Below are 19154 nucleotides of genomic sequence, written 5' to 3'. Positions count from 1 at the left end.
CCTGTCGCGATCATTAAACACATTTCTGGAGATAGAAATAAGATCGCTCTGAAATGGCTCGATGAACCTCTCATCCAATTTGATTAGCTATACGATTTAACTTTCATAAACTCCATGCGCACGGATATAAGCAAACAGACCGGGATCGTTGGTGACGCCGAGTTTAGCCATCGCTTCGCGTTTTTGGCGGCTGACGGTTCGGCGATGACATCCGAGCGCTACCGCGATCTCGGAGATCGATTGACCACGCACAACCATTCTTATCACTTCCGCCTGCCTGCGGGACAAACGTGAAACCGGCGGCGGATCGCTCGCTTCGTCCCGGGGCCGGGCAAGCGCTTCGATGATAGAACGGCCGACGTAAACCTCGCCCCTGCCGCTCGCCTCGATCGCTTGCCAAAGCTCGTCCGTTGTTTCCATTTTGCTGAGCGCACTGACTACCACATCCGACACGATGGCGCGCAGAATCGCGGCGTTCGTCAGAGCTGTCATTACGACGATGCGCAACGATGGCCATGCACATCGGATTCGCCTGACAAGATCCAGGCCGTCTTCAACCGCGCCAGACGCCTCCGGCATCGTCAGGTCGGTGACGAGCACGTCGCAAGGCGTGCTCTGCAAAAGTTTGATCAATGAACGAGGTGTAGCCGCTTCGCCGACAATGGTGACACCGGCACGCCTTTCCAGCGCAGCCCGAATGCCGAGCAGAACGAAAGGATGATCGTCCGCCAGAATGACTCGAAGTTGCACCATGATTTCTCTCGGTTGGTGTAGGTGTATTCGGCGAACAAGCAGGGGAAAATCCCACTCGCTTCACACTTGCCTTGACGTCCTCCCTGCTTGGGATGATGTGCCAAGGGTGGCCATAGAACCATCGCCATAACCGGGAGAAAATCGGAGCGTTCCGAAACCGGCAGACAATTTGATAGTCCGTTGCGGCGCTATCAGAGTAGGAATACGTAATTATGCGAATCGAATATACGTCAGGAACAGTGTGAGAAAGACGCAGGTGTTGCCGATCGCGAGTGCGGTGCCTGCGCGGCTCGTCCCTGCGAGCGTCGCCACGTTCGGCACGTGCGCGCCGGATGGCACCACGAACAATGCCGGCCCGGCCAGCGCCGCGGCAGTCGAAAGAAGTTCGAGCGGCAGCATGCGGCGGTCGCCCCAGCGGTCGGTCAGGAGTCCCCATGGCAGCTCGCTGACCGCAATGCCCAAACCGGGCATACCTGGCACCAACCCCAGCCCTTCGTTACCGAGGTGATAATCCGAACGCGAAAAGATGGCTGTGGTCGGAATCCCTGAGAAGGCAGCCGAAAAACTCGCGTTCGCCGCAAAGCCGACCCCCAGCACCTTCCACCGGTGGCTCGCTGCACGCTCACCCGCTACCGGCACGGCAGCAATCGAATCGTTTCCCACGACAGCCTCTGCAATGAATGAATTGGAGGTGTCCTACGGCTGGGGCAACCATCGGAAAATCCGGAAATTTAGATAACTTCCATCGGATATGCCGAATCGTTAGTCAACGCGAATTTGACCTGACGCAACTGCGCACCTTCGTCGCCGTCGCCGAATCGGGCAGCGTCTCGGCGGGCGCGGAGCGCGTGTTCCTGGCGCAGTCGTCGGTGAGCGAGCAGTTGAAGAAACTCGAAGAGCGCGCCGACCAGCCGCTCTTCGTGCGCAGCAAGCAGGGGGGGTCTGCCACGCCGGCCGGCAACCGCCTGCTTGACCACGCGCGTCGTATCGTTGCAATGAGCGAGGCGGCTTTCGAAGACCTGCAAGGCCGCTCGCTCGACGGCGAACTGCGCATCGCCATTACGGACTACTATCGTCTTCTCGATATCGCGCGCATTCTCAAGACGTTTTCGGAACAGCACCCGCGCCTGAAGCTGCACGTCACCGTACTGCCGAGTGCCGTGATCGACAGCGGCGCGGGCGACGATGCGTCGTACGACATCGGCCTCTCGTTGCGGCTCGTCACCGGGAACACGCGCTCCTCCAGCCGGCGCGCCGGAGCCGGTGCGCAAAGCACGGTGGTGCGCCGAGAGAAACTTCTATGGGTCTGCGCGGCCGATGCCAGTCCGCGGCCGGTGCGCACGGCATTGATGCGTCTCTTCAGTTGATGCGCTCGGCGTCAATGCACGCTTCGCGACTCATGAATCCCGGCAGACATGTAGAGCAGTGCATCGAGCGCATTCGACGAAGAATCCGGCACTCAAACCAGACGCGGAATAAATATTGAAGGCGCGCCGATCGACGCCTATGCTAATCAAATACACCGACGATTGGCCCCTCAAATTTTATTGACGTATCGAATAAATTCCTGCAACCTGATACGCGTCTGCCAAACACATCAAGCGTTATTAGCGCAGCCCGAAAGCCCCTTCTCATCGGCGCATTCAGGCGGCCCACTGTTTTGCAAAGCAATTGCATTGCCACGTCTCTTCAATACCGCGTCTTTTTAATAAATCCGTTTCGATTCGCTGCCCATGCAGTCGTTATAAAAGAAGAATTAACAGGCTTGTCATGCATCGTTCATCGAATCCATTAGTGAATTCGTGGGCGAACGCGTGAGAAACAAATAGCGAAAATAACCGTTCCCCCAACGAGGCTTGGCGTGCATCGTAGAACTATCGGATTTTCGATCCTGTTGGTGTTTTACGTCATGTGGCGTGGTGCGGCGCTCGCAGCCACTGACGCACCAGGCGCGATGCCCTCGGCCATGGACGAGCGCGTACGCGCCTGCACCTCGTGTCATGGCGTGCAAGGTCAAGGCCTGAACAACGATTACTTCCCGCGTATCGCGGGCAAACCGGCCGACTATCTGTTTAATCAGTTAACCTCATTTCGCGACGGCGGCCGTACTTATCCGCCAATGGGCTATCTGCTCGCCTTTCTGCCCGACGACTATCTGCGCAAGATCAGCCAGTATTTCGCCGACCTGCAACCGCCCTACCCCAATTCCGATCACACCGATGTCGCACCGGCCGTGCTCGCAGCCGGACAGCGGCTCGTCACCCAAGGCGACCCGGCGCGCAAAATTCCGGCGTGCATCGCTTGTCATGGAGCACGCATGACGGGTGCGCAACCTGGCATTCCAGGCCTGCTCGGCCTGCATGCGAGCTACATCGCCGGACAGATGGGCACGTGGCGCTCGGGCACGCGTCACGCGCTCGCTCCGGACTGTATGCATTCGATTGCCGTCAGGCTGACCGACAAGGACATCACCGCGGTATCGAGCTGGCTCGCACGCCAACCGCGCCCCGCCGATCCGCGACCTGCGCCGGCGTCCGCTGAACGGCTGCCTCTCGCATGCGGGAGCCAACCGCAATGAAGCCGACCCTCCGCCCGATCCGCCCTGTTTCGTATGCCATGACGAAGCGCCGTTGCACTGCTGTGTCGCTCGTATCAGGCTTGCTGATCGCCGGCTTGATCACCGCCGCCAGCGCCGCGCTTTCCGGCGCGCCGCGTGCGTTACCGATCGCCGAAGCAAGCGCCGCCGAAACCACGCCCACGGCCGCGACCACAAAGGCCACTGGCGACAAGGCCGACACCCGACCCGACATCGTCAAACGCGGCGAGTATCTGGCGCGGGCCGGCGACTGCGTAGCCTGCCATACCGCGCCGCGCGGCAAGCTGTTCGCCGGCGGCCTCGCCATGGAGACGCCGTTCGGCACGCTGTATTCGCCGAACATCACGCCGGATGCGCAGTACGGCATCGGTACATGGAGCGAGGAAGCGTTCTTCAAGATGATGCGCACCGGCCTCGCACCGGACGGCACCATGATCTACCCCGCGATGCCAATCGCTCAGTACACCAAGGTCACCCGTGAAGACTCGAACGCGATCTTCGCCTATCTGAAGTCCGTGACACCGGTGCGCGAGCAGAATCACAAGCACGCGCTGAGTTTCCCGTTCAACCAGCGCAAGCTGCTATACGGCTGGCGCACGCTGTATTTCCGCGAAGGCGAGTTCCAGCCGGACCCGACCAAATCGGTCGAATGGAATCGCGGCGCGTATCTGGTCGAAGGGCTCGGGCACTGCACGATGTGCCACACCAAGATCAACATGCTCGGCGGCTCGTCGCAAAGCGAGCAGTTCGCCGGCGGTCTGATTCCAGTGCAAAACTGGTACGCACCATCGCTCACCTCAGATAAGGACGGCGGTCTCGGCGACTGGAGCATCAAGGACATTGTCGATCTGCTGCAGGCCGGCATTTCCGATCGCGGCGCCGTGTACGGGCCGATGGGCGAAGTCACCTATCACAGCCTTCAGTACATGACAGAAGAAGACGTCAAGGCGATGGCCGTCTACTTGAAGACGCTGCCGAACAATCAAGGCCGCAAGTCGGGGCCGTCCGCGCCAACCAATACCAACGTGTTCGCGCTTGGCGAAAAGATCTACGCCGACAAGTGCGCCCTGTGCCACGGCGCGAACGGCGAGGGCCAGTTGCAGCATTACCCGCCGCTCGCACGTAACGAGTCGATCGAAATGGACTCCGCGGTCAATCCGATCCGCATCGTGCTGAATGGTGGCTTCCCGCCCGGCACCATGCGCAATCCCGAGCCATACGGCATGCCGCCTTTCGGGCAGGAACTGAACGACACCGATGCCGCCGCCGTCGTCACGTATATCCGCACTGCGTGGGGTAATCATGGCCAGCCGGTGACGTCCCGCGAGGTCAACGAGTTGCGCAAGGCGCCGCTGCATTGAACTGCTGCACTGGAGAATCTTTAGATGGAAGCGAACGATACCCGCAGCGCGGCCCCGCCGACGGATGAAGAAGTGGAACGCGTCGTCGCGGCCGGTCCGCATGGTGCGATTGCCGTGGCCGGTGTCGCCACGCTGATCGTCATGGCGATCTGGTTCGGCTTCTACTTTCTTGTCTTTCTGCCGCGCGGCGTCATCCACTGACTATGTCGACTGATTCCAATCACCAACCGGGCAGCGGCCACGAAGTCGCCTTACGCGCCGAGCGCCGCTGGGCGATTTTTGCCACAGCGCTGATCGTTTTGATGCTCGCCGTCATCGTGTTCTCGGGACTGCATTGGGCGATGATGCCGCCGTCGCGGGTCGAGACGATTGACCCTTCGCGCCTGCAACTGTCCGGCGAATTCGTCGAGGACAACCTCGGCAGCGCCGTCGAACCGGATGGCTCGGTGGTTGTGCGCTTCATTGCGCAGCAGTATTCGTTCACGCCGCAATGCCTGCTGGTGCCCGCCGATACGCCGATCACGATCCGCACCACCAGCGCCGATGTCGTGCACGGTTTGCTCGTCACCGACACCAACATCAACACGATGGTCGTGCCGGGCTACGTCGCCACGCTGAACACCCGCTTCGACAAACCTGCCGATCACCTGATGCCGTGTCACGAGTTCTGCGGCTTCGGCCACCAGACCATGTGGGCACACGTGAAGGTGATCGACAAAGCCGCATTCTTCGAGCAAGCCCGACAATCACGGAGGCTCAGCTGTGTTTCACGCTAAGCGACTTGTTCTCGCGCATTTCTGGCTAGCCTTCATCGCGTTTCTGATCGCGCTGCTGCTGGGCGCCTGGCAAATGCTGGTACGCAGCCCGCTGCTGCCATGGGTCGGCGACCCCGAACTCTACTATCGATCGGTGACCGCGCACGGTACGGTGATGGCTTACGTGCTGCCTACCTTGGTATCGATGGGCTTCGGCTACGCAATCGTCGAACTCGCGCTCGCGCAACGGCTGGTCGGCCTCAAATGGGCGTGGGCCGCGCTCGTGATGCTGGCAGTCGGCGCGGTGATGGCGGTGGTGCCGGTCGCGCTCGGCAGGGCCTCCGTGCTCTACACGTTTTACCCGCCGATGATCGGCAGTCCGTTCTATTATCTCGGCGTCGTGCTGGTGGTGGTCGGCTCATGGATCTGGGTCGCGCTGATGCACGTGAATCTGCGGATCTGGAAACGCGCCAATCCCGGCAAGCCCGTACCGCTCGCGATGTTCGCCAATGTGGCCGGCGCGTATCTGTGGGCATGGACTGCGGTCGGCGCGGCGCTCGAAATCCTGTTCCAGATCTTGCCGGTGGCCTTCGGCCTCACCAACACGATCGACGCGGGTCTTTCACGCATCCTGTTTTCGTGGACGCTGCATGCGATCGTCTACTTCTGGCTGATCCCGGCTTACATCGCGTACTACACACTGGTGCCGCGCGCGATCGGCGGCCGGCTCTATAGCGATTCGATGGCGCGCGTGTCGTTCATCCTGTTCCTCGTGTTCGCGATGCCGATCGGCATTCACCACCTGTTCGCCGATCCACAGGTCGGCTCAGGGTTCAAATTCCTGCATGCGGTATTTACCGGCATGGTGTCGGTGCCGACGTTGCTGACGGTGTTCACCATCTGCGCGTCCGTGGAAATCGCCGGACGGTTGCGCGGCGGCAAGGGCGCGTTCGGCTGGTTGACCGCGTTGCCGTGGCAGAACCCGATGATGCTGGTGATCGCGTTTTCGTTCGTGATGCTGGGTCTTGGCGGTGCGGGTGGCCTGATCAACATGAGTTACCAGTTGAACTCGACGGTGCACAACACGCAGTGGGTGACCGGACACTTCCATCTGATTTTCGGCGGGGCGATCGTCATCATGTACTTCGCGATCGCGTACGAACTGTGGCCGCAACTGACCGGCCGCGCGATTGCGTCGGTGAAGCTGGTGCGCACGCAACTGTGGCTGTGGTTCATCGGCATGATGGTGGTGACGCTGCCGTGGCACTACGTCGGCTTGCTCGGTGCGCCGCGCCGCATGGCCTACTACGACTACAACATGCCTGGGATGGAATCGCAGGCGTTCTGGGTGGGCATGTCGGCGGTGGGTGGACTAATTCTGGCGGTGTCCGGCGTGCTGTTCATCTACATCCTCGCGAAGTCGCAATTCGGACCGCAGGCAGAGCAGCAGAGTTTCCGTTTTGCGAGTGCGGTGCAACCGGTGGAGCGCGTGCCTGCCGCGCTCAATAGTTTCGGCTTGTGGGTGGCGTTGATGATCGGGCTGACGGTTGTCAACTACAGTGTGCCGATCGTTCAGTTGCTCAGATTGCCGCAGACGTCGGTGCCGGCAGTTGTCGTCGGAGCGCAGCGATGAGTCAGGAACGCGTCTTCAGCTTGCGCAACCCGTGGTTCACGGTGAGCCTGGGCGGTACCGTAGCGATTGCCATTGCGGCGATACTGATTGGCTTCATCTGGTTGCCTTCAGCCAATAGCGGATTCAGCGAGCGTGGCTTATGGGCGACGATTTGCAGCGCCGCGGGTGCGCCGTCGAGTTGGTACGGCGGCGCCAATATTGCCGGCCCGGCGCCGAGCGAGGTGGTGGTCTTGCCGCCTTTGCGGCGGGCGCGTGCTGACACGAATTCGATTGGCCGCGGCGCGACGATTGCGACGCAGAATTGCTCGATGTGTCATGGCGTGCTGGGCACGGTGCAGGTGACAGCGCCCGCGTTGGCCGGGCAGTATGCCGACGTGGTCTATAAAGAATTGCGCGACTATCAGAGCGGCGTGCGGCAGAACGCGGTAATGCAGCCGATTATCGCGGCTCGCAGCGATCAGGATCTGCACGATCTGGCGGCTTATTATGCTTCGCTGTCTCGCGCGCCGGCGGCCGAGGTTTTGCCCACAGGTGTTGGACCGGATGCGAATGCCGTGAGGCTTGCCATGCAGGGCGATCCGCAGCGGAATATTGCGCCCTGTGCGGCCTGTCATGGACAGCTGGATCGTAAGGGGGCGGCGCCCTGGCTTGGAGGGCAGTCGTCCATTTATCTCGCTGCGCAGATGCGGGCGTTTGCTTCCGGCGCCCGGCATAACGATATTAATGAGCAGATGCGGAATGTGGCTCGGCAGATGACCTCGGCGGAGATTGATAGCGTGGCTAAGTATTACGCTGCTATGCAGTGAGGGGTTGGGTTGCGGTGCTTGATGCGCGCACAAGGTCGTCCTGATTGAAGGATTCGCCGCCGCGTATCGCACCGTCGTTAATGCACCTATTAAAAATGATCGAAATTAGGGTAACGGCCACGGTGCACAGGCAATAAGCACCGCGAAGGCAACTCAACATCAAACTGCTACAAACTCACCCGCGTCGACCTTTCCCACCCCAACAGCAGAACCACTTCGCCAACCGCCAAAAGTAGAAACCCCGCTCCCTGTCTGAAACACAGCCACCGCCGAAGTCAACCTTCGAGCCTGCTCCTCCAGCGAACTAGCCGCAGCAGCGGCCTGCTCAACCAGCGCGGCATTCTGCTGCGTTACCTCATCCATCTGAGCGACAGCCAGGTTCACCTGATCGATCCCGGTGCTCTGCTCAAGCGCCGCAGCCGCGATTTCGCTCATGATCGAACTCACGCGCGAAATCGAATCGACAATCTCGGTCATCGTCGACCCCGAGCGCTCGACCAGCTGCGACCCCGCCTGCACTCGCGCCGTCGATGCATCGATCAACCCCTTGATCTCCTTGGCCGCCGCGGCGCTTCGCTGTGCCAACGACCGCACTTCGCTCGCCACCACCGCAAACCCACGCCCTTGCTCGCCCGCACGCGCCGCCTCGACCGCTGCGTTCAGCGCGAGAATATTGGTCTGGAAAGCAATGCCTTCGATCACGCCGACAATGTCGGCAATCCGCCGCGAGTCGTCGACGATGCCATGCATCGTGCCCACCACCTGCTCCGTCAGATCGCCGCCCTGCGCAGCCAGGCTTGACGCACCCTGCGCCAGCGAGCTCGCCTGCTTCGCGTTGTCCGCCGTCTGCTTGACCGTCGAGGTCAGCTCTTCGATGCTGGCCGCCGTTTCTTCGAGCGATGCGGCTTGCTCCTCGGTCCGTTGCGACAGATCGGCATTACCGGCCGCAATCTCGCTCACGCCCGTATCGATGGATTCCGTGCCGTGACGCACGGCGCTCACCGTCTCGATCAGCGAGTCCTGCATCTTGCGCAATGCCGCGGCGAGACGGCCCATTTCGTTATTGCTCGTCACGTCGACCTGGCGGGTCAGATCGCCATTGGCAATCCGCTGAAACTGCGCAATGGTCGCGTCGACCGGACTGACAATAGCCCGCACCATGACCGCCCGTCCGATCAAGGCGCCCAGCAGCGACAGCCCCATGCCGATCGCCACTGCAATGCAGATCGCGTAGAACAGATCCTGTGCATCCTGATAGCGCTGGGCGCCGTGATCGAGTTGCAATTGCTCGAGCGTGAGCATGGCCTTTTCGTAGGCGCTATAGAGCGACGGCAGCTTGTGCGCCTGCAGCTGTTCGAATGCCGTCTTGTCGCCGGACTTGAGCGCGGCCAGCGCCGGATCGACGCCCTCGTGCAGGAAGGTGTCGCGCTTGTCCTGCATGTCCTTGATCAGGCGCTGTTCGTCAGCATCCGTGCTCGCACGGCTCACATAATGGGCAAGGCGATCATTCGATGCTTTCTGATACTGATCAAAGCGCATGAGCACCGCGTTCGCGCCGTCCTGATCGTTCAGGTCGACCAACGATGCGTAAGTCGCCAGCGCCAGACGCAGGCGCAGCAGTTGTCCAGCGCTACCTTCGAGGTCGGCGACTGCGGGCGTGTCCACGGTGTACATCTGTTGCAGCGACGCGTTGCTCGAACGCAAAGACAACAGTCCGGCGGCGGCGCCGAACAGCAGCACCACGCCGAAGAACACGATCATCAGGGTAAGGCGGGTTCGAATCGACAGATTTTTCAGCATCAGGCTTGTCTCCGTTGGGCTGCCTGACCGAATGTTCAGAAAACTGGTCTCGGTCACGCGTGCTGCGCCCAAGCCCATATGGCCAGGTCCGCAACCTTTGATCAAAATTTAAGCGAACGCCACATAGATGGTCTACGGCGGGACTACAGAAAACTTTATGGTTGATGGCGCATACGTTTGCGATACATCAACATACGAGCGGAAGTCGGCCGCTGTTTGAGCAGGGGCATTTGCGGGACTACCCGGGTGGTCGGCAAGCGGCGGCTGGTAGAAAGTGACGAGGCGCACATCTCCGGAGCATTTCTATGTCAGAAATAGGCTCGGCCCTGCTGGTTTTCGCTTTATTGCTTGTCGGAACCGGCTTTGGCGTGTGGGTGCGCCCCTTGCTGCCAGAGGAGCACAAGGCACACGAAACCGTACAACTCATCCAGCTGGTTATCGGCATGCTGGTGACGTTTGCCGCTTTGGTGCTCGGGTTGATGACGGCGTCCGCGAAATCCAGCTTCGATACCGAATCGAATGATTTACGCACCTATGCGGCCGATCTGATCGAGTTCGACACGACCTTGCGGGAATATGGCAGCGATACCGATGAGGCTCGTAACCTGCTGCGCGTGTACACCGCAGCGGCGATTGCATCGACATGGCCGGGCGAGCCGGCTCCAGCCGGTGACTATCCGAGGAACATCGGAACCCAGGACGACTCGCAGAAACTGGAGAACGTACGGCTCGGCGATATGCTGACCGCGGTGGGCAGGCAGTTGCGGCAACTGCGAGCGCACGACCCATTACAACAGCGCGCGCTCGATGATGCCTTGACTCAATATCGGCGAACGGTGGACGCTCGATGGAAGATCATCGAGGAAGCGCACAGCTCAATTTCTATGCCTTTTTTGATGACGCTGACGTTCTGGTTGTGCGTGATTTTTCTCAGCTTCGGATTGATCGCGCCGCGCAATGCGTTGGCGTTGGTGACTATCTCCATCGGAGCAGTATCGATTGCTTCCGCTATCTATGTGATTGTCGATCTGGATACACCATTCACCGGGCCGATTGTCGTGTCCAGTTTGCCGATGAGAGACGCGCTGGAGCATCTTCGCCGGTGACGGGGTTTTTGGTGACGAGAAAAGTCGGGATGTGAACAAAAAAGCCCGCTCTCTATGGGAGGGCGGGCTTCTACCAACGAAAAACTGCTTTAGTCAGATTTAGAACGGTTATGGTTACTAAAAAGTGTTGATAGCGCGCTGGATGTGAGTGAGTGCCGGCCTTTCGGAGGTTTGTGTTTCACACAGTTGTTGGTAATGTGCCCACAACGCCCCAAATTCTCGTGGAAACCGCCTTCTGACCTGAATTTGTGGGTACGCGCTCAAGGGACGACTTTGCGTAATCATAGCGAACAGCGCTGCGGTATGGCATGGTTGGAAGCACGAGAATGCCGAGCTTCCAACCCAGCCACAGCGTGGCAAACCATCAGCGGTCAAGGGTTCGCTTCGCCGGGCTGGCGCCCGCCCTTGACTCGTCATGTGTCGTCGCACCGGTCAGGCCGGCAGAAGGACATTATCGTCGGCTTGCATGAGGTAATGCATCAAGGCTAGGTCCAACGCTACCTTTCGACTGTGTGCCTTCGGCGGGGCTTCCACTGCCTTTTGGGCGGCCTCGACGTCTCCGACCAGGATGACCTGAACCTGGGCACGAGTGAGGGCTGTGTATAACAGCGTTCGGTCCAGCAGCCTTGACCTGGTGACCGGGATGATGACGCGGCGCCACTGAGAGCCTTGGGCCTTGTGAACCGTCGCCGCGAACCCGAGCTCGACATCCTCAAGCATCTCGGACGTGAGCTCCCGGCAAACGCCATCGTCCCACTCGACCCAGGCCAGCACCCGTTCAGCGTCATCGCTGGGCTTGGTAGCGAGGGATTCGACCTCCACAACCCGACCCATTGACCCGTTCTGCAGTCCTTTGTCCCAGAGGTTGCGAGTGCAGAGAACGACATCTCCAAGGTTGAAACCACAGTACTCAGGCCTGTCGAACTCGTCGTTCCACCGAGTCACAGTTGGCCCGTCGCCGGTGAATCGCTGCTGGCAGACCTGGTTGAGTACCTTGGTCCCTGCCGGGCCGTTTCGCAGCGGCGCAAGGACCTGCGTGCCAGCGGTATCGACGGCATAAAGGTCCGCCACTCTTTCCGCGATTTGCCGGTCATCACAATGGATGAAGGCAACGGACGCCGTCTCGTCGGCAGAGATGCTCGGCCACACCCCCTCCCGCACGGCCGAAGCCACGGCGGCAATCTCCCCTCCATAGCGCTTCACGGTCTTGAGCTCGGTCGAGGGAATGCGTGGCACCCTCATGACACAGTGAAGGACGAGACCAGGCCCGACCGGCATGAGCTGGTAGGGGTCACCAACGAGAACGAGTCGTACGTGAGGAAGTAGCGCCTGGCACAGGCGGCTCATCGAGACGATGTCAACCATGCTCGCCTCATCGATGACCAACACCGTGGGACCATCGAAGGTCAGGTTGTTGACGCTCTTAAGGAAGCTGGCAATCGTGAATGCGGGCAGACCAGTGGCTTCCTGCATCCGCTTCGCTGCGCGTCCTGCAAGTGCCACCTGTAGCACTTTGGTTCCTGCGTCCTGATACAGCCGACACAACGACCTGAGCACGGTCGTCTTGCCCACGCCAGCCCCACCGGTGATGCAGGCAAACGCGTACTCGTCGGCCATCCTGATAGCATTCCGCTGCTCCGGGTTCAGCTCAATGCCGTCTTCAGCTTCGCAAGCCGTGATGATTCGCTCGACCCGATGACCAGGAAGCAGTCGCTCGATGCCGCCGGTCAAACGCTCCTGGATAGCCTTGGCTACCTGACGCTCCATAACCAGAGCGCCCAGCGGTTGCAGGCCGTGCTGCGTCTGAACGATGTGGCCGCTTTTGAGGCCCTCCGACACGGCGGTCGCGAGCAAATCTCGCCATTGAACGCCGACTGGCGGTCGTCCCAGCAGCGGGGCGACCTGCTCGACCAGGTCCGCCGACAGCATTGCCGTGTGGCCGGCGGCGAACATCCGATAGCACGCCTCCTCGCCGGCTCCCCGCAGCCGGCGAGGGTCGTCGGACTGAACGCCGAACTGCGTTTGTGCCATCAGGTCGACGGTCGACCATTTGCCGGCAAACGATAGCAGGCGATAGGGGTCTTCCTCAATGCGAGCTTGCGCTTCACCACCGAAGTACCGCAGCACCTTCCGTCCCAGTCCGATGTCGAAGCCAGCGGCCTGAAGCCACTGAAGGGTGCGGGACTCGCCGTGACAAGCCCAGGCCTCAACCAGACGCTGAGCTGCCGCAGCAGAGAGGACGTCGGCGAACGGCGACGGGTCGGCCGCGTCCAGCAATTGATACAACTGCTCGCCGAAGCGCTCCCAGAGCCGTCTGGCTTTGACTGTTCCGAGTCCCTCGAAGGCGGGGTTCTCGGCAATGAACGTGACGAGATGCTCGCCGGTCGGGCGGGCGAGATACGCGACCTCCGCATCGACCTGCTGCTCAACCAGCTCGAAGCCGTCAACCACGGACCGGCGCTCAACCAGCTGTCCTGCAACCGTCCACCATTGGCCTCGCTCGACCTTTGTTCCGCCAAGGGTAGCCCGGGTCGCCTTGACGACGACATAAGTGCACGCGTCAAGGACAGACCCAGTAGCATCGACGGGAACCCCGGTGAAGATGGCTCCGCCGAAGCCTCGAGGGTTCTGAGACCTGACCCCCGTCACACGCAGCGTGACGTTCGTAGGGTCGCTCACCGAGGAAGCCTCCCCGTTTCCGCGAGGACCTCCTGAAGCACCGCGTAACGGCCTAACATGCGCTTGAGCTCGGCATTCTCCGCCTTCAGGCTCGCGTTCTCCTGCTCCAGGCGAGAAAGGCGCTCAGCATCCTGAGCCGCGCGAGGTGACTCAGCGGCTCGGAGTCTGAGCGGCGACGCTTCCGGCTCGTCTCCCGACACAAGCTGCGGAAGCACGCCACGCTCGCGCAGGTCCGCCTCCAGGTTCTTGAGCGCATCCCGAATCCGTGGATTCTGCGCGAGCGCCGATTTCGCAAACCCACACTCTGCCGCGATTTCCGTGCGCGACAGGACGCCTCGCGTCACCATGTTCCGGAAGTCCTCGTCGGTCCTCGATGCCGCCCAGGTCGTGAACCGACGCACATTCTCCTCGGCGACCTGCTGTCCGCTTGCCATCACTTGGCTCCTTTCGAACGGTCGCGCTCCGGCTTCGGGAGCGGGGCATTCAACATGTCCATCGTGACGCCCTTGCGCTCGGCGTTAGTCGCCCACGTCAGGAACTGCTCGTTCAGGAGCTGGTTCTCTGCTTCCAGCCGTTCGGCTTTCGCTTTATAGCGGGAGACCTGCTCGAGAGCCGCACGAACCCGTTCATCCCGAGGCTCGCCTCGTTCATGTGGCAAAGTACCGCGCAACACGTCCTTCTTGAGCGAGAACGCATTCGCAATTTGAGGGTATTCCGCGAACGTAAATCGCGAGTATCGGTAGCCGGTCGCCGCCTGGACCGCATCCAGCAAGAGCTCCCACGTAAGCTTGCCTTTCCATGTGTCCAACGTTTCAAGGATTTTTGCAATGCGCTCGTCGGTTAGGTCTGGTGCCCGGTTCTTTTTCATGCAAGTACCTTTCGCCGCGTAGTCCGGACAAACCTGACAGGGTGAACATTGTCGGTTGTGATGAGCGGAGCGTTGTCCACGTCCAGACGAATCCGCGCTCCAGCGGGTACCGCCGGGTCCTCGAGAATCGACAGGAGGGCGTTGACTCGTTCGAGCGTCAGCGTCTGGTGCTTGACCCAGGTATCGGCACCGTACTCTTCTTCGCTCAAGGCTTCCTTGGCCTGCTTTAACAGGTACTCGGTCTCGCTCTTGAGCATGCGAAGGTTCGCTTCCTTCTGCGTCTCTCCCTTGATGCACTCCTGCTCCTCGCAGTTAACGCAGTCGCGGTACATCTGACACGGCTCGCTCGCGAAGTCGTGTTCGCACCAGCCGTATTGGGTCGTATGTGCCGCCGTCAGCCCCAGGCCTTTGAACTCGCCGCGCGTAACTAGGTCACGCCTGGTGAAGACCGGTTCCAATTCTGAGGTGAACCCGTCCTTCAATGCCTTACTGATGGGCGCCTGCACCTCATCCGAGGTCATATGGTCGTAGGCGCGGTTCTGCTTCACGTCCTTCCGACCGGAGAAGATGGCAATTTCGGTGCTGCTCAAGCCGCCGGTCTGCGCCAACATGTTCAGGTAATGGCGCAAGCTGTGACTTTGAAGCTCGATAGGCGAGCCGTCGTCCTCGGTGTAATGGAAGCGTTTGAAGATGGAGACTCGACCCTTGCGCGCCCCGTAGTGGTTGGTGATAGTGTCGGTGTCAACGCAACTGAACATGCAAAGGTATGTCGCCTTCTGCGAATGCATTTCGTTCATGAGCATGATGGACATGGACTCACGGCACAGCCGGTCGGAGGCGCCCGGTACGTAAGGGAAGGTCTCGGGCAGCAGGGCAACGACAGCCCGCTCGACATCCTCAAAGAGATAGCCAATACTGCGTCCGCCGAGCGGCTGCTTGGGCAGTCGCCTGTTTTTGTTTTGAGCCCAGGTGTTGGCCGGTCCGCTCGCCGTCGCATCACCCCACAGGATGAGACCGATTCCCTCCAACGTCAGGACCTTCTTGTCGCGAAGATGCACAGCCCCCTCGTGGAGGTACAGCTTCTCAGGGTTCTCCGTGTACCAGGCCGCCAACTTCTGGGCCGGTGTCGTCACCTCGATGATGTTTGCGACCGCCTTGCGTGCGATGGGCACCATTTCCGTGGGGAGCCACTTCGTGGTGTCCTCTGCCCCCTTTGACCCGGACCACCGTAGCCCCAGCTTCCCACGATATTCGCCGTCGCCCTCAACCAGGCAGTTGCGGCGAAGCCGAATCACTTCGTTGATGCGCTCCGGCGCACAGAGCAACAGGCCGGTGACGCTCGACACCATGACATCGGGAGGCTCGATGGCATCATGGAAGATGGCTCCGAGCGCACGGAGCGTGGCGGCGGAAGGCAGCTTCTCCTGCCGAGCCGTCAGGGCCTCCTGCGAGATACGAGACCCTCTTTCGTCGGGCTTTTTGAGGCCATGCGTCCAGCGTTGACGGAGGTGGATAAACCCCTTGGAGCGCATGAGCTCAGCGATAGATTGAAGTTGACCGGCGGTCCGGTAAGCCACCGCCGGCGAAACCTTCCTGCCATTTACCACCGCCCTAGCAAGTAAGACCGCGCTATCCAGCACATCTTCGTCGACAGCCGTCGGCCGCGAGCCTTTGCCTGACTCGCGCAAGGCGGCTTCAAGGCATCGAAGCGCCGCAATGCGCGGCGCCTGCGACTCTACCGGCTTCTTGTCGTGAAGGTAGACAAGCGTCGCTTTCGCAAAGTCCAGGAACGGATGCGGCAGACTCGGCTCGGGCTTGTCTTCGCGGGACGCCGCAAGGGTGCTGAACACCACCCGGTTCACCTTGTTCTGTCCTTTGAAGTATCCGAGCGTCCAGACGTTTATGTCGAACTGCCCCCGCGCACCCAGCACGTCCGAGTCCCTACAGAGGGCCACGAAGGCCTCGATGTTGGCCAGGGGCGCTAATTCGGCCCGAGGCGTAAAGTTGAGTACTGGAGTTGGGGCTTTCATGACACCGCCTCCGATTCCTGTTCGGCACGCTGCTGCCAAACCTGGGCGCAAAGCGCGATGACCTCCTTGACTGCCCGGATGGGCTCATCATTCACCGCCGCCATTCGGTCGTCCGCCGACCAGTTTTCCCGCTCAGACTCCAGGCGCTCAAGCACCTTCTCGTGCGGAGCGTCGAGCCACGGCTCGAACCGGAAGCATCCGTAGCAGGCGACCGGCTTGTTGAAGGCACAGCTTTTGCCTTGTCCCGCGCAGCTACCCACCGGGTCCTTTGAGACCCGGAAGTCAATGATACGGCTCCCGGGAGCGCCCTTGTGGGTCGTGTGCTCCTCATCCAGCACGAGCTGCCCTTTAAAAGCCTGGGCGAGCGGAGCAAGCATAGCCCCCATAGCCCGGTCGATGTTTTCAACAATCTTTGGAGAGGCTGCGACATAGACGTCAACCTGCTGGAGGTCTGCATGGCCCATCCGGTTCGCGATGATTACCTTGCTTGCACCTTCCTCGGCTAGCCGGGTGCCGAAGGTGTACCGGAATCTCTGTGCCGTCAGAGGCGTCGGCGCGAAGTCGAGCCGGGAAGTTGGCGGTGCAATTTCCGTCATAAGGGTACTGAACCACGCCGACAGTGTTTCCGGAGTGCAATGCCCGTAGAACAGGTCGTCAATGGCCCGACGTTGTTTGCGAGGTCCCCGAGGCATGACCAGGGCTTGTGGGAAGAAGGCGGAGTTGTCGTCGTATTCCTCCTCGCGCAAACCACTTATATAGTCTGCGATGAGCCGTCCCGTTTGTGGACTGATGTCAAACGCGAGGAAGCTGATTCGCGCGTGCTCCAAGCCCGTTTTGGCCTGAGGAAGGCTAAGCACTAACGTCGTGCTGTCAAAGTCACAGAGTTTGAGTGAAGCATATTGAGAGATACGACCGCCGCACGCCAAGAGTAGTCTGGTGAGCAGAAGCGTCCACAACGGTAACTCACCGCGACCATAGGCAGCGTTGACCGCCGAGTACAGCGCGGTGTATTCCTCCTCGCTCAGCGGTCCTGCGACTGGGTCACGCGTCCTGACCGCCTTGCCCTTCTCATTGCCGGGCTTCTTGCGCTCGAGCAAGTACGTGGCACACTCCGGCTCGACGCCGGGCAGACCGAGGTTCACCCACTTTTGTAGCAGACCGTTGAGGGTCCCGAGCCGCCCGATTTCGTGAGCACCCAGCTTGGCTGCGTAGTTGGAGATATGCTGCGCGCCAATGGCCCCTTCCGGGCATGTCGGCATGGCGTCTACGAAATGGGTGAACGCCCCATTCAGGTTCATGACATGCGCAGATGAGTGCCCCTTGACGAACGGAAGCAGGGCATGCTTGAGCCACGGAACGAACGCTTCGAAGCCGTTGTTGTAACGTCGAAAGTCAATGTACGCGTCCGCCGGGCCATCCGCCCACTCCCAGACGTCGTCGTTTGGGTCGAAGCTGCTCTTGCTGCGCGTGAATACACGCTTGGGCAAAGTAATAACAAGAGCGGTGGAGGAACGCAGTTCATTTGTCTGTAACATCGAGCTGTTCTTGTAGTTTCAGGGAGACTTCCCGTCCTTTACGGCTCGCGTGACGACGGGTATAGGTTGCAGCGGACTTCGAGTTATCGGTCCACCCTTGCTGTTCATTCCGGGCTTTCTCTTCGACGGCATCCGTCAGCCCCAGCAGTTCAGCCTGCTCGGAGAAGCGTTCATTCCAGGTGTGGCGCATCACATGGCTCGTCAGCGTGACGGGCAAGCCTGGGCAAGCCTCGCGAAGCTGCCGGAATATCTTGTCGACGCTACCCAATGACAACGGGTAGCCATCGTCTGTAACGATGAGCTGCGGGTGCTTGCGAGCGGCCTTGATTTTCTTTCTGTGACGCCTAATGTAGTTCCAGACGGCCCGCATAATTTCCGGCCGCACCTCCACCTCTCGGTCGTTGGTCTTGGTATTCGGCTGAATGCGACGGGGGTCTTCACTTGCATCGGCCCGCCGGATGATGCGCAGCTTGGGCAGGCTTTGATGGAGGTCTTTAAGCTGAATGCCCAGCAACTCGCCGCGACGCATGCCGGTCGCGAGCAAGAGCACAACCATCAGCCAATTCCGGTAGCGGACATAACCTTGCTGCCACGGGTTGTCGGGCGAGTCTAGGCGAACCACAGCGAGGAGCCGGTCCTGGTCCTCCTTAGAAAGTCCCTCCCGGGCACCGAGCTTGGCACGCTTGGGGACTTTGGGCACTTGAGCCAGAAATGCTTTGAGCGCGTGAGCGCTTTCAATCGCCAATTCCTTTCGCAGGGGCGCCGGCAGCGTCGCACCCACATACATCGCCAAGAACTCCAGGAAATCCGCCATGTACCGAAGTCGGGAGGCTTGGGTAGCTACGCTGACCGCCTTGGCCTGCTCGACTGCCGCTTTGCGACGCATGCGGATTCGTCGGATATCAATGACTTTTGATGTACCTGGTTCCTCTGCGTCTTCGTAGGACAGGTCATCCACTCGATACTGAGCAGCATCGGCTAATCGGTTGAGCTGAGGTATCGTCAGGAACTGACCGACCCGCAATCGTTCGAGCAAATCGATTTTGTGCTTAGCCAGCTCTCTGTATAGCAAAGCCAACACCATGCAAATGCCATGAATCGTGTTGGCGGCTCGACCGCGCTTGCGGTACTTGTTCAAGTACAGGGTCGCTTCGTGGACCGGAAGGCCTCCGGGCCTACTCAGCACAGAGTGATGCTCTCCGTTCCGGAACCTGATGCGCTTTGCGACAAAT

16 protein-coding genes and 1 pseudogene are annotated in these 19154 nt (G+C 60.4%); 8 read left to right on the top strand and 9 right to left on the bottom strand.

Going from position 1 to position 19154, the window contains the following annotated elements; all coding sequences use genetic code 11:
- Nucleotides 1-96: 96 nt before the first annotated feature.
- Together AYM40_RS01870 and AYM40_RS01865 are read right to left on the bottom strand one after the other, a co-directional pair.
- The gene (locus tag AYM40_RS01870) at nt 97-753 is read right to left on the bottom strand and encodes a response regulator transcription factor (protein ID WP_063494724.1); all 657 of its coding nucleotides are present in this window, start codon (nt 751-753) and stop codon (nt 97-99) included.
- Nucleotides 754-963: 210 nt separating this feature from the next.
- Nucleotides 964-1401, bottom strand: coding sequence for an MFS transporter (locus AYM40_RS01865; RefSeq protein ID WP_420488485.1), 438 nt, complete (start codon nt 1399-1401; stop codon nt 964-966).
- A 32-nt stretch (nt 1402-1433) separates the two neighbouring features.
- Between AYM40_RS01865 and AYM40_RS01860 the strand changes: the two are divergent.
- From AYM40_RS01860 to AYM40_RS01835, 7 genes and pseudogenes are all read left to right on the top strand, one after another.
- A pseudogene (locus AYM40_RS01860) lies at nt 1434-2087 on the top strand (LysR family transcriptional regulator); the annotation flags it as partial.
- Nucleotides 2088-2614: 527 nt separating this feature from the next.
- The gene (locus AYM40_RS01855; RefSeq protein ID WP_063494722.1) at nt 2615-3331 is read left to right on the top strand and encodes a c-type cytochrome; all 717 of its coding nucleotides are present in this window, start codon (nt 2615-2617) and stop codon (nt 3329-3331) included.
- Nucleotides 3328-4710: a c-type cytochrome gene (locus tag AYM40_RS01850; RefSeq protein WP_063494721.1), complete on the top strand. Its 1383-nt coding sequence runs from the start codon at nt 3328-3330 to the stop codon at nt 4708-4710. Before AYM40_RS01855 ends, AYM40_RS01850 begins: the two co-directional genes overlap by 4 nt.
- Before the next feature lie 24 nt (nt 4711-4734).
- Nucleotides 4735-4911, top strand: a complete 177-nt coding sequence (locus tag AYM40_RS41790; RefSeq protein ID WP_167378501.1) for a hypothetical protein — start codon at nt 4735-4737, stop codon at nt 4909-4911.
- Between the two features lie 2 nt (nt 4912-4913).
- Nucleotides 4914-5486 carry a cytochrome C oxidase subunit II gene (locus AYM40_RS01845; protein ID WP_063494720.1) on the top strand — a complete coding sequence of 191 codons (573 nt, stop codon included), beginning with the start codon at nt 4914-4916 and terminating at the stop codon, nt 5484-5486.
- On the top strand, nt 5473-7098 hold the full coding sequence (locus tag AYM40_RS01840) for a b(o/a)3-type cytochrome-c oxidase subunit 1 (RefSeq protein ID WP_063494719.1): 1626 nt from the start codon (nt 5473-5475) through the stop codon (nt 7096-7098). The genes AYM40_RS01845 and AYM40_RS01840 overlap by 14 nt, the downstream gene beginning before the upstream one ends.
- Nucleotides 7095-7904, top strand: a complete 810-nt coding sequence (locus tag AYM40_RS01835) for a c-type cytochrome (protein WP_063494718.1) — start codon at nt 7095-7097, stop codon at nt 7902-7904. Before AYM40_RS01840 ends, AYM40_RS01835 begins: the two co-directional genes overlap by 4 nt.
- Before the next feature lie 159 nt (nt 7905-8063).
- Here AYM40_RS01835 and AYM40_RS01830 read toward each other — a convergent pair whose 3' ends face one another.
- Nucleotides 8064-9704 (bottom strand): methyl-accepting chemotaxis protein, encoded by a 1641-nt coding sequence (locus AYM40_RS01830; protein ID WP_063494717.1) that lies wholly within the window; start codon nt 9702-9704, stop codon nt 8064-8066.
- A gap of 305 nt (nt 9705-10009) precedes the next feature.
- On the opposite strand from AYM40_RS01830, the gene AYM40_RS01825 reads away from it, so the two are divergent.
- A complete protein-coding gene (locus tag AYM40_RS01825; RefSeq protein ID WP_063494716.1) occupies nt 10010-10810 on the top strand; it encodes a DUF4239 domain-containing protein in 801 nt (266 codons plus the stop codon).
- 432 nt (nt 10811-11242) lie between these two features.
- Here AYM40_RS01825 and AYM40_RS01820 read toward each other — a convergent pair whose 3' ends face one another.
- From AYM40_RS01820 to AYM40_RS01795, 6 genes are all read right to left on the bottom strand, one after another.
- Complete coding sequence (locus AYM40_RS01820; protein ID WP_158515226.1) at nt 11243-13261, bottom strand: AAA family ATPase; 2019 nt, start codon at nt 13259-13261, stop codon at nt 11243-11245.
- A gap of 224 nt (nt 13262-13485) precedes the next feature.
- Nucleotides 13486-13923, bottom strand: a complete 438-nt coding sequence (locus tag AYM40_RS01815) for a VPA1267 family protein (RefSeq protein ID WP_063494714.1) — start codon at nt 13921-13923, stop codon at nt 13486-13488.
- Nucleotides 13923-14357: a hypothetical protein gene (locus AYM40_RS01810; protein ID WP_063494713.1), complete on the bottom strand. Its 435-nt coding sequence runs from the start codon at nt 14355-14357 to the stop codon at nt 13923-13925. The genes AYM40_RS01815 and AYM40_RS01810 overlap by 1 nt, the downstream gene beginning before the upstream one ends.
- Nucleotides 14354-16387: a hypothetical protein gene (locus tag AYM40_RS01805; RefSeq protein WP_063494712.1), complete on the bottom strand. Its 2034-nt coding sequence runs from the start codon at nt 16385-16387 to the stop codon at nt 14354-14356. The genes AYM40_RS01810 and AYM40_RS01805 overlap by 4 nt, the downstream gene beginning before the upstream one ends.
- Nucleotides 16384-17922 carry a site-specific integrase gene (locus tag AYM40_RS01800; protein ID WP_063494711.1) on the bottom strand — a complete coding sequence of 513 codons (1539 nt, stop codon included), beginning with the start codon at nt 17920-17922 and terminating at the stop codon, nt 16384-16386. The genes AYM40_RS01805 and AYM40_RS01800 overlap by 4 nt, the downstream gene beginning before the upstream one ends.
- Nucleotides 17906-19060 carry a tyrosine-type recombinase/integrase gene (locus AYM40_RS01795; RefSeq protein WP_236720880.1) on the bottom strand — a complete coding sequence of 385 codons (1155 nt, stop codon included), beginning with the start codon at nt 19058-19060 and terminating at the stop codon, nt 17906-17908. Before AYM40_RS01795 ends, AYM40_RS01800 begins: the two co-directional genes overlap by 17 nt.
- Nucleotides 19061-19154 lie beyond the last annotated feature (94 nt).

It is taken from the genome of Paraburkholderia phytofirmans OLGA172 (genome assembly GCF_001634365.1).
GTDB lineage: Bacteria > Pseudomonadota > Gammaproteobacteria > Burkholderiales > Burkholderiaceae > Paraburkholderia.
This window is presented reverse-complemented; position numbering and strand designations above follow the sequence as displayed.

What these genes read in the sequence shown, in the direction of transcription:
- AYM40_RS01810 (WP_063494713.1), bottom strand. Translation starts at nt 14,357, where the DNA reads ATGAAAAAGAACCGGGCACCAGACCTAACCGACGAGCGCATTGCAAAA.
- AYM40_RS01850 (WP_063494721.1), top strand. Translation starts at nt 3,328, where the DNA reads ATGAAGCCGACCCTCCGCCCGATCCGCCCTGTTTCGTATGCCATGACG.
- AYM40_RS01815 (WP_063494714.1), bottom strand. Translation starts at nt 13,923, where the DNA reads ATGGCAAGCGGACAGCAGGTCGCCGAGGAGAATGTGCGTCGGTTCACG.
- AYM40_RS41790 (WP_167378501.1), top strand. Translation starts at nt 4,735, where the DNA reads ATGGAAGCGAACGATACCCGCAGCGCGGCCCCGCCGACGGATGAAGAA.
- AYM40_RS01825 (WP_063494716.1), top strand. Translation starts at nt 10,010, where the DNA reads ATGTCAGAAATAGGCTCGGCCCTGCTGGTTTTCGCTTTATTGCTTGTC.
- AYM40_RS01870 (WP_063494724.1), bottom strand. Translation starts at nt 753, where the DNA reads ATGGTGCAACTTCGAGTCATTCTGGCGGACGATCATCCTTTCGTTCTG.
- AYM40_RS01830 (WP_063494717.1), bottom strand. Translation starts at nt 9,704, where the DNA reads ATGCTGAAAAATCTGTCGATTCGAACCCGCCTTACCCTGATGATCGTG.
- AYM40_RS01800 (WP_063494711.1), bottom strand. Translation starts at nt 17,922, where the DNA reads ATGTTACAGACAAATGAACTGCGTTCCTCCACCGCTCTTGTTATTACT.
- AYM40_RS01805 (WP_063494712.1), bottom strand. Translation starts at nt 16,387, where the DNA reads ATGAAAGCCCCAACTCCAGTACTCAACTTTACGCCTCGGGCCGAATTA.
- AYM40_RS01845 (WP_063494720.1), top strand. Translation starts at nt 4,914, where the DNA reads ATGTCGACTGATTCCAATCACCAACCGGGCAGCGGCCACGAAGTCGCC.
- AYM40_RS01835 (WP_063494718.1), top strand. Translation starts at nt 7,095, where the DNA reads ATGAGTCAGGAACGCGTCTTCAGCTTGCGCAACCCGTGGTTCACGGTG.